Annotated in this window: 10 protein-coding genes; 6 read left to right on the top strand and 4 right to left on the bottom strand. The window is 67.7% G+C overall.

Translation table 11 applies throughout. The features are described 5' to 3' along the window. Nucleotides 1-134: 134 nt before the first annotated feature. Nucleotides 135-1685, bottom strand: coding sequence for a molybdopterin-dependent oxidoreductase (locus A5698_RS10015; RefSeq protein ID WP_068295957.1), 1551 nt, complete (start codon nt 1683-1685; stop codon nt 135-137). 103 nt (nt 1686-1788) lie between these two features. Between A5698_RS10015 and A5698_RS10010 the strand changes: the two genes are divergently transcribed. The 3 genes from A5698_RS10010 (at nt 1789) to A5698_RS10000 (ending at nt 5456) form a co-directional block, all read left to right on the top strand. After that, entirely contained in the window at nt 1789-2556 is a 768-nt protein-coding gene (locus A5698_RS10010) for an SDR family NAD(P)-dependent oxidoreductase (protein WP_068295954.1), read from the top strand. A 74-nt stretch (nt 2557-2630) separates the two neighbouring features. Beyond that, a complete protein-coding gene (gene poxB / locus A5698_RS10005; protein WP_068295952.1) occupies nt 2631-4367 on the top strand; it encodes a ubiquinone-dependent pyruvate dehydrogenase in 1737 nt (578 codons plus the stop codon). A 24-nt stretch (nt 4368-4391) separates the two neighbouring features. Next, nucleotides 4392-5456, top strand: coding sequence for a phosphotransferase family protein (locus A5698_RS10000; RefSeq protein WP_068295950.1), 1065 nt, complete (start codon nt 4392-4394; stop codon nt 5454-5456). On the opposite strand, the gene A5698_RS09995 is transcribed toward A5698_RS10000, so the two are convergent. Then, a complete protein-coding gene (locus tag A5698_RS09995) occupies nt 5453-6202 on the bottom strand; it encodes a sulfite exporter TauE/SafE family protein (protein WP_068295948.1) in 750 nt (249 codons plus the stop codon). The two genes, A5698_RS10000 and A5698_RS09995, sit on opposite strands and share 4 nt — an antisense overlap. A gap of 63 nt (nt 6203-6265) precedes the next feature. Beyond that, nucleotides 6266-6535, bottom strand: coding sequence for a hypothetical protein (locus A5698_RS09990; protein ID WP_502688901.1), 270 nt, complete (start codon nt 6533-6535; stop codon nt 6266-6268). Between the two features lie 299 nt (nt 6536-6834). Here A5698_RS09990 and A5698_RS09985 point away from each other — a divergent pair, with 299 nt between their 5' ends. Next, nucleotides 6835-7338, top strand: coding sequence for a 2-isopropylmalate synthase (locus tag A5698_RS09985; RefSeq protein ID WP_068295941.1), 504 nt, complete (start codon nt 6835-6837; stop codon nt 7336-7338). A gap of 10 nt (nt 7339-7348) precedes the next feature. Here A5698_RS09985 and A5698_RS09980 read toward each other — a convergent pair whose 3' ends face one another. Further along, complete coding sequence (locus A5698_RS09980) at nt 7349-8833, bottom strand: cytochrome P450 (RefSeq protein ID WP_068295940.1); 1485 nt, start codon at nt 8831-8833, stop codon at nt 7349-7351. A gap of 118 nt (nt 8834-8951) precedes the next feature. Between A5698_RS09980 and A5698_RS09975 the strand changes: the two genes are divergently transcribed. Then, nucleotides 8952-9593, top strand: a complete 642-nt coding sequence (locus A5698_RS09975; protein ID WP_068295939.1) for a TetR/AcrR family transcriptional regulator — start codon at nt 8952-8954, stop codon at nt 9591-9593. 19 nt (nt 9594-9612) lie between these two features. Continuing rightward, on the top strand, nt 9613-10118 hold a 506-nt coding region (locus A5698_RS09970), incomplete at its 3' end, for an SDR family oxidoreductase (RefSeq protein ID WP_068295937.1).

Genomic DNA, 10118 nt, shown 5'->3' with positions numbered 1-10118 from the left:
GCCCTGCGCTGCCTCAAACGACGCCTGGCACGAGTCGTCTACAACCGCCTACACGCCGACGAACAAACACGCCACCACACGAACCAACCCACCGCGGCTTGACATAGGAGCAATGCTCGCGGTCCAGAGAAAAACTAGGTGACCTGGAAGTCGACGCTGTGCCAGCCCGTGGCGCCGTCGGGAATGGGGTCGGCGAGGTCGGCGGTCTGCACCGCGCCGCTGTTGTCGGTGGCCCGCACCGTGATGGTGTGCCGTCCCGGCTGAGCGGCCTGCCACGGGAAGCTCCACAGTCGCCAGGTGTCGTTGGAGTAGGCGGCGCCGAGTTCGGCGCGCTGCCAGTCGCCCTGCCCGTCGGGCCCGTCGATGCGCACCTCGACGTTGCGGACCCCGCAGATCTGCGCCCACGCGACACCGCCGAACGTCACCGGCCCGCGGGGCACGTCCTGACCGCTGCGCGGCACATCGATGCGGGACTCGGTCTTGATCGGGCCGCGCGGGGACCACCCCAGCCGCGTCCAGTAGGCCTCGGCGCGGTCGAAGCGCGTGACTTCAAGGTCGACAACCCATTTCGTCGCCGACACATACCCGTACAACCCCGGCACAACGAGGCGGACCGGATAGCCGTGGTTGGTCGGAAGCGGTTCGCCGTTCATGCCGACGGCCAGCAGCGCGCCGCGGTCGTCGGTGAGTGCGTCGACCGGGGTGCCCGCGGTGAACCCGTCGACCGACATGGACAGCACCATGTCGGCATCGGGGTGAACCTCGGCTTCTGCCAACAGGTCTCGCACGCGATAGCCCGTCCACGCGGCGTTGCCGATGAGATCGCCACCGACGGGGTTTGACACGCAGGTGAGCGTCACCAGCTTCTCGACCACATCGAAGCGGTCGAGATCGTCGAAGCGCAAGGTGATTTCGCGGTCGACCATGCCGTGGATGCGCAGCTGCCAGTTCTCCCGGCTCAACTGCGGCACGCTCAGCGCGGTGTCGATCCGGTAGAAGTCGGCGTTGCTGGTGACGAACGACGGCAGCGCAACGCCTTTCGGCTGCACCGCCGACGGCACCGGGGGAGCGGCGACGTCGATGGGCGGCAGCGCGAAGGCGTTGCGGTCACCCGACACCGAGGTGGTCAGGCGCGAGAGCACCACGCCGCCGACACCGGCCAGCGCACCGGCCCCGAGGAAGCCCAGCGTGATCAACGACAGTCGTCGGCCGGGATCCGGTCCGTCGTCGACGTGCGCGGCGCCCACGTTCGCAGCGTCGGTGAACCGCCCCGAGGTCAGCAGTCGCAGCACCGCCACGCCGCACACGGTGCCCACCACCGTCGGCAGGATGTCGACGAAGGTCGCCCCCGCGCGTGAGAGGACCGCCGCGCAACCCACGACACCGGCCGCGACGATCGCGGCGCTACCGATCGGAGCTCGCCGCGTCTCGAGTGCCGCGGTGGCGGCGGCCACGACGGCGATCACCGCGAGCACGAGAATCGACAGCACGAGTTTGTCGGCCATGCCGAACGTCTGGATGGCCCACTCCTTGACCGGGCCCGGCGTCATGTCGATGACCGCCGACCCCACCGCGGTGCGGGAGTCGGCCCGCGGCCCGACCACGACCGCGAGAAGTTGGGTCACGCCCAGCGCGACGGCCGCCGCGGCGATTCCGCCCATCGCCTTCGTGCTGCGCGACGTCATGCCGCTCAAAGTACTCACGTTGGCGACCCGAAGGGCTTACCGAACGATGACGTCAGCTAGGTTGCTTTACGAATCGAGCTCTTTTTGGAAAGGGGAGACCCAGGTGGAGATTTCTGGCAAGAAGGCCATCATCGTCGGCGGAGCCTCCGGCTTCGGCAAGGCGACGGCCGAGTTGCTGGCTCAACGCGGCGCTGACGTGGCGGTTCTGGACCGTCCGCAGTCCAAGGGCAAGGACGTTGCCGACGCAATCGGCGGCTCCTTCTTCGAGGTGGACGTCACCGACTTCGAGGGCACGGAGAAGGTGCTGCAGCAGGCGATCGACAAGCTCGGCGCGCTGCACATCATCGTGACGACCGCCGGCGGCGGCGCCGCCGAGCGCACCGTCAAGAAGGACGGCCCGCACAGCCTCGACACGTTCCGCAGGTGCGTCGACCTCAACCTGATCGGCACGTTCAACATCAGCCGGTTGGCCGGTTGGCAGATGAGCCAGCAGGACCTCGTCGACGACGAGCAGGAGGAGCGCGGGGTCATCATCAACACCGCCTCGATCGCCGCGTTCGAGGGCCAGATCGGGCAGGTCGCCTACACCGCGTCGAAGGCCGCCATCGCCGGGATGTGCCTGACCATGGCTCGCGATATGGGCAGCCTGGGCATCCGGGCGCTCGCGATCGCGCCGAGCCTGTTCGCCACCGGCCTGACCGAGGGCATCCCCGACGAATTCGCCAAGGCGCTGACCAAGGATGCGGCGTTCCCCAAGCGGCTCGGCAAGCCGGAGGAGTACGCGAAGCTGGTCGCCGCGATCGTCGAGAACCCGATGCTCAACGGCCAGTGCCTGCGCCTCGACGCCGGACAGCGCTTCGCCCCCAAGTAAGCGGTGTGGTTTCGGTGCGCTACCGATCGCCCAGCGACCGGTAGCGCACCGAAATCGCCTATAGGGTTGAGCGCGTGGCGACCTTCGCCGATCATCTCATCGACACCCTGAGGCTCAGCGGTGTGCGCCGCGTCTACGGCCTGCCCGGCGACAGCCTCAACGGCTTCACCGACGCGATCCGCCGCTCGGGCGAGATCAGCTGGGAACACGTCCGCCACGAGGAGACCGCTGGGTTCGCCGCGGCCGCCGACGCCGCCATCACCGGCGGGCTGGCGGTCTGCGCGGGCAGCTGCGGGCCGGGAAACCTGCACCTCATCAACGGGCTGTTCGACGCCCATCGCAGCCGCGTGCCCGTCCTCGCGATCGCCGCGCACATCCCGCGCACCGAGATCGGCTCGGACTACTTCCAGGAGACGCATCCCCAGGACCTTTTCCGCGAGTGCAGCGTCTACTGCGAACTGGTCAGCACGCCGGAGATGGCGCCGCGCATCATCGAGATGGCGATGCGCGCGGCGGTCGAGGAGAACAGCGTCGCGGTGGTCGTGATCCCCGGCGAGATCTTCGGCCACCGCGCCGACGCGTCGGTCTGGAATGCGCGAGCCGTGACCGCGAGCAAGTCCGTCGTCCGGCCCGATGACGAGTCGCTGCGCCGTGCGGCGGCGATCCTCAACGACGCGCGCGCCGTGACCATCCTCGGCGGGGCGGGTGTCGCAGGCGCCCACAACGCGCTCATCCGGGCGGCGGACACGCTCAACGCACCGGTGGTGCACGCCCTGCGCGGCAAGGAGTTCGTCGAGTACGACAATCCGTTCGACGTCGGTATGACCGGGCTGCTCGGTTTCGCGTCCGGCTATAAGGCCATCAAAGAGGCCGACGTTCTGCTGATGCTGGGCACCGACTTTCCGTACCAGCAGTTCTATCCCGACAACGCGAAGGTCATCCAGGTCGACATTCGCGGTCGCCACCTCGGCCGCCGCGTGCCGATCGACCTCGGCCTCGTCGGCACCGTCGCCGACACCCTAGACGCGCTGCAACCGTTGCTGCACAACAAAACCGACCGCGACCACCTCGACCGGTCGCTCAAGCACTACCGCAAGACCCGCCGGCGCTTGGACGATCTGGCCGTCAACGACCGCGACCGCTCACCTATCCGCCCGGAATACGTTGCGGGGCTTGTCGATCGGCTGTCCGCCGACGATGCGGTATTCACCGTCGACGTCGGCTCGCCGGTGGTGTGGGCGGCGCGCTATCTGACGATGAACGGCCACCGCCGGCTCATCGGGTCGTTCAACCACGGCACGATGGCGTGCGCACTGCCACTGGCCATCGGCGCGCAGACCGCGAACCGCGACCGCCAGATCGTCGCGCTCGCCGGCGACGGCGGGCTGACCATGCTCTTCGGCGAACTCGTCACATTGATCCAGAACAGGCTGCCGGTCAAGCTGGTGGTGTTCAACAACTCGTCGCTCAACTTCGTCGAACTGGAGATGAAGGCGGCCGGGATCGTCAACTTCGGCACCGATCTGGTCAACCCCGACTTCGCCGCCGTCGCAACGGCGATGGGCATCTTCGGTCGACGCGTCGAGCAGCCGGCGGATCTGGAGAAGGCCCTGGCCGACGCGTTCGCCCACGACGGGCCCGCACTCGTGGATGTGGTGACCGCGCGCCAGGAACTGTCGATACCGCCGACGATCACCGCCGAGCAGGCGAAGGGCTTCTCGCTGTACGCGATCCGGACCATCCTCGCGGGCCGGGCAGATGAGTTGCTGGACCTGGTGACCACCAACGTCGCCCGTCGCATCCTGGACTGAACGCGCAGATCCTACGATGACTGCATGCCCGACGACGCGCATCAACTTCCGACACTGAGTAAGGACGCCCAGGCCGCGCTGCAGCAGTGGGTGCGCGCGCAAGGTCTGGGGACCACGGTCAGCGACGTCGAACCGCTGACCGGCGGGACGCAGAACATCGTGGTGCGACTGCGGATCGACGACCGGTCCATGGTGTTGCGTCGGCCGCCTGTGCATCCGCGGCCGACGAGCGACAAGACGATGTTGCGTGAGATCGCGGCGTTGCGAACGCTGGCGGGCACACCGGTCCCGCATCCCGGATTCATCGCCGGCTGCGAAGATCTCAGCGTCCTCGGTGTGGTCTTCTATCTGATGGAGGAGATCGACGGGTTCAACCCCGGCGACGACATGGCCGAGGCGTACGTGCGCGATCCGGCGATGCGCCACCAGGTCGGGCTGTCGTACGCGGCGAGCCTGGCCGCGCTGGGACAGGTCGAGTGGGAAGGCAGTCCGCTCGCCGAACTCAAACGTCCCGGCTCGTTCCTGGAGCGTCAGGTTCCGCAGTTCCTCCGGCTCCTCGAGAGTTACCGGCACGACCGATACGACCCCGCATCGCTGGGCGTGACGGAACTCGCCGAGTGGTTGGCGTCGAATCTGCCTCAGGAGGGCAAGCCCGGTGTCCTGCACGGCGACCCGCATCTGAGCAATGTGCTGCTGCGCCGCGACAAACCCGAGGTGGCGGCGTTCGTCGACTGGGAGATGTGCACGATCGGCGACCCGCTGCTCGACCTGGGTTGGATGTTGATCTGCTGGCCGCTGGAGACCAATACGATCACCGCGGGTTCCGAGCTCGCCGCGCTCGGCGGGCTCGCCAGCCGCCGCGAGCTGCTCGACGCCTATCTGGCCGCGGGTGGTCGCGAAACCTCAAGCCTCGATTGGTATATCGCGATGGCCTGCTTCAAGCTCGGCGTCGTCATCGAGGGCACCTGGTCGCGCTTCCTGATTGGACAGGCCAGCCGCGACGCGGGGGAGCGGTTGCACGCCAACGCCCAGAACCTCATCGACCTCGGTACCCGGGTGAGTAAGGGCGACAGCCCCTTTCAGCTCTAGGCGTAGGTGTCGATGGCCAGCTTCACGGCCAGCGCCACCCCGGCCGCCCCAATCGCCACGCGCAGCGGTCCCGACGGCGCATGCCGCACGACGACGGGGCCGAGTCGCGAGCCGATCAGGCAGCCGAGGCCCAGCACCAGCATCGCCCCCCACTGCACCGGCGCCAGTAGGGCGAAGACGATGGCGGCCACGAGGTTCGCCACACCCAGGATCACGTTCTTGCCCGCATTGGCTTCGGCGAGCGAGGCATGGCCGGTGCGCAGGAGCAGCGCGAGGAGCAGCACACCCGCCGCCGCGCCGAAATAGCCGCCGTAGACGCAGATCAGGAGGACTGCGGTGGTCTCGAGGACCAGTATCGCGCGACGGCGCCCCGCGCTTTGGCCGTCGACGGGAGCTCTGCGCGGCAACAGGATCGCGACCGAGGCGACACCGAGAAGGATCGGCACCGACCTTTCGAAACCCTCGGCGGGCGTGGTGAGCAGCAGCACGGCGCCGGCCACGCCGCCGAGCACCGCGACCGGCACGGTGCGGCGGATCCAGAGGCCCTGGCCGGTGAGTTCGGGGCGGGAGCCCAGCACCGATCCGATGCCGTTGAACACCAGCGCGACGGTGTTGGTCACGTTGGCCGTCACCGGCGGCAGACCGAAGAGAAGCAGCGCGGGATAGGTGGCCACCGATGCGAGCCCGGCAATGCTCCCGGTGAGCCCGCCGAGTACGCCGGCGGCGAACAACAGGGCCCACGTCATCGGGCCTCACGTTACGGCCAGCGTCTGCCGATCGAAGACTCGAGGCGCTGTGGGATACGTCGCTCAGCAGGCATTGCTGTGCTCGCCGCCGGGGCGCCCGATGCGCCGATGGGCGGTGAGCAGGCCGGTCACCGTCTCGATCAGCAGCGCGACGCTGGCCGCATCGTCGGGGTGCTTGTGCGACACCAGCGACGTGCTGGGCTGCGCCTCGCCGGGCGGGTAGCCGTGCATCTGGGCAACCGTGTCCGACCACTCCCAGCGGTCCTGCGCGCGGAAATAGCGGAACGAGCCCACTCGTTCGCCGACCGACGCCAGCGTGGCGGCCGACGTCACCCTCGTACCGTTGCCTCCGACTTCGTTTCGCAAGTCATCCCCCCAGGTCATCGGGACTCCAGAAGTAGGAACACACCTTTTCAGAACGTCGGTCCGAAAAACAGCCGGAACGCGAACGACCCGTGGACAGTTTGCGAAGCGTTTTTCCTTTGCGGCTCGGTCGGCGGTTGTCTACGATCGAACGCGTGCCGAGGCGACTCGTAGTAGCAACCCGCAGCGGGGTCTGATCCTGACCGACCCCTCGCTGTGGGTCGTCGCTACGTAGTCGGTCACTTCTCTTCCGAAGAAAAGACCGGCACATGACCATCTCGTTCGCACCAGAATCCGCGACCAGCGCAGCACCGTCGGCGTTCGCGGCCCATCTCGACGCCCCGCCGCCCCGTGATCTGCGCGAGGAGGCCGACGCGATGTCCTTCGAAACGTTCCTCGCCGAGTACGCGCCCAGTTCGGGACCGTTGCGCCTCGGGAACTGGAGCTGCGTGGACGGCGACCGCCCGGCGACCCGGCTGGGCCCCCAGGCGCGCAACTATCAGGCGACGCTCGCGATCGGCGACCGCATCTGCACGACGTCGGCCGCGGCGCCGGGTCCGGTGGCCGCGTTGACCTCGATGCTCTACGACCGCGGAATCGCGTTGGAGATGACCGCTTTTCACCAGATGCGCGCGGGGCAACGCACCGCGACCTTCATCCAGGGCTCCGACGGCCTGCGCTCGGAGTGGGCGATGGGGCTGTCCGAGGACGCGACGCAGTCGGCGTTGAGCGCGGTCATCGCATGCGCGAACCGGCTGCTGGCCGCGTCCTGAAACCCAGCCGTCAGTGCAGCGGGCGCAGCACGATGTGCATGCCGTCCTTGGGCACCGGCATGCCGCCGTAGTCCCACTCGGTGGTGTAGTCCGGGCGGGGCAGTTCGAGCCGGTACTTGCGCAGCAGCCGGTGCAGGATCGTCTTGACCTCCAGCTGGCCGAAGGTCATGCCGATGCACTTGTGCGCGCCGCCGCCGAACGGGCTGAACGCGTAGCGGTGCTGCTTGTGCTCGTTGCGCGGCTCGGTGAACCGCAGCGGGTCGAACTTCATCGGCTCGGGGTAGAGCTCCTCGAGGCGGTGGTTCATCCCCGGGTAGGCGATGACGTTGGTGCCCTTCGGCAGGTAGTAACCCAGTAGCTCGGTGTCGCGCACGGTCTGGCGCATGGCCCACTGCACCGGCGTGACGAGGCGGATCGACTCGTTCATCACCAGGTCCAGCGACTCCAGCTTCTCCAGCGACTCGATGTCGACGGGGCCGTCGCCGAGGCGGTCGGACTCGTCGCGGCATCGGTCCTGCCACTCGGGATGCTTGGCCAGGTGGTAGATCATGGTCGTCGCCGTCGAGGTCGACGTGTCGTGCGCGGCCATCATCAAGAAGATCATGTGGTTGACGATGTCCTCGTCGGAGAACTTGTTGCCGTCCTCGTCTTCGGTGTGGCACAGCACGGTCAGCAGGTCGTTGCCCTCTTTGGTGCGGCGTTCCCGGACCCGCTCCTCGAAGTAGTTCTCCAGCAGCTTGCGGGCCTGCATGCCGCGCCACCAGGTGAACGGAGGAACCGGTGTGCGGATGATCGCGTTGCCGGCGCGGGTCGTCGTGGTGAAGGCCTTGTTCACCTTTGTGACCAGCTCCTTGTCGGAGCCGGGCTCGTGGCCCATGAACACCATGGACGCGATGTCGAGGGTCAGCTCTTTCATCGCCGGATACATCAGGAAACGGCCGTCGTTGGGGACCCAGTCGTTGGCGATGACCTGCGAGACCACCTTGTCGACCTGCTCGGTGTAGCCGACCAGTCGGGAGCGGACGAACGCCTCCTGCATGATCCGGCGGTGGAACATGTGCTCCTCGAAGTCCAGGAGCATCAGGCCGCGGTGGAAGAACGGGCCGATCACCGGCACCCAGCCCTGCTGGGAGAAGTCCTTGTTGCGGTTCGAGTAGACGGCCTGTGCGGCGTCGGGCCCGAGTGCCGCGACGGCGGGCAGCGCCGGGGAGTCTGCGTAGTAGAGCGGGCCGTACTTGCGGTAGACGTGCAGCAGGTAGTCGGGCCCGCCGCGGAACATCTCGATCATGTGGCCGAGAACCGGCAAACCCGCGTCGCCGATCACCGGCTTGAGGCCGCTGCCTGCGGGCGGCGTCGCCATCGGCTTCTGCGGAAAGTCGGTGTCGAGCAGCTTGCGTTCCACAATTCCCATGCCGGGGAAGTTGTTGAACGACGGGGTGAACCGCCGCTTCGCCTGATCCAGCAGGTAGTCGGTGGTACTGATGGTCGCGGTCATTCACACGCTCCTGGTGCAAAGGAATGTGGCCGTTGTCACTCTCATCCCCATCCTGGATGGCAGACTTGACGCATGTCAAGTTTTGTTTTGGCGCGTCGCGGTGCGAAGGTCTAGGGCGATGAGCGCCCAACCAGCATCGCAAACGCGTCGCAGCCGCGGTGATCGGCAGCGCGACGCGATCATCAACGCGGTGCGCGACCTGGTGCAGGAACAGCCGTTCGCCGACCTGTCCGTCAGCGCCATCAGCGAACGGGCCGGCGTCGCACGCTCGGGCTTCTACTTCTACTTCGACTCCAAATACGCCGTCCTCGCGGAGATCCTCGCCGGCGCCGGCGAGATGCTCGACAGCCTCACCCACCACTTCGCGCCCCGCGAGCCGGGGGAGACGCCGGAGGCGTTCGCCAAACGGATGGTGGGCAGTGCCGCGGCGGTGTACGCCAACGACGACCCGGTGCTCACGGCCTGCGCGGTGGCGCGCAACACCGACGCGAAGATCCGCGAGATGATGGACGACTTCTACGACGGCATCATCGACAAGCTGATCGCGCTGCTCGAGAGCGACGCCGACGCGCGCCCGATCTCCGACGATCTTCCCGCGCTGGTTCGCACGCTGGCAGCGACAACGACGATGACGCTGACCCACGACAGCACCTTCGTCGGCCGCGGCATCGACCCCGGCCGCGCCGTCGACACCCTCGAGCGCCTGTGGGTGGCGGCGTTCTGGGGGCACATGAAGCCGTCCGACCAGCGCGACGCCTAGGGTCAGTATTCTCACCGCCATGGCGCACACCGGGTTTGCGAACAAGCGTTGCTTTCTGACCGGGGCCGCCAGCGGCATCGGCCGCGCGACCGCGCTGAAACTGGCTGCCGAGGGCGCCGAGCTCTATCTGACAGACCGCGACGCCGAGGGGCTGGAGAAGACGGTCGCCGACGCGCGTTCACTGGGCGCCGAAGTCGCCGAGTACCGAGCGCTCGACGTCTCCGACTACGACGCGGTGGTCGCGTTCGCCGACGACATCCACTCCCGCCACCCGGCGATGGACATCGTGATGAACATCGCGGGGGTTTCGGCGTGGGGCACCGTCTCCACGCTGACGCACCAGCACTGGAAGTCGATGGTCGACATCAACCTGATGGGACCGATCCACGTCATCGAGGCGTTCGTGCCCCGGATGGTCGCGGCCGGCGCAGGCGGGCACATCGTCAACGTGTCGTCGGCGGCCGGGCTCGTCGCATTACCCTGGCATTCGGCGTACAGCGCGAGCAAGTTCGGGCTGCGCGGCAT

This window comes from Mycobacterium sp. E136, assembly GCF_001666865.1.
Classification (GTDB): domain Bacteria; phylum Actinomycetota; class Actinomycetes; order Mycobacteriales; family Mycobacteriaceae; genus Mycobacterium.
The sequence above is the reverse complement of the archived record's forward strand: the minus strand, read 5'-3'. Positions and strand labels throughout refer to the sequence as shown.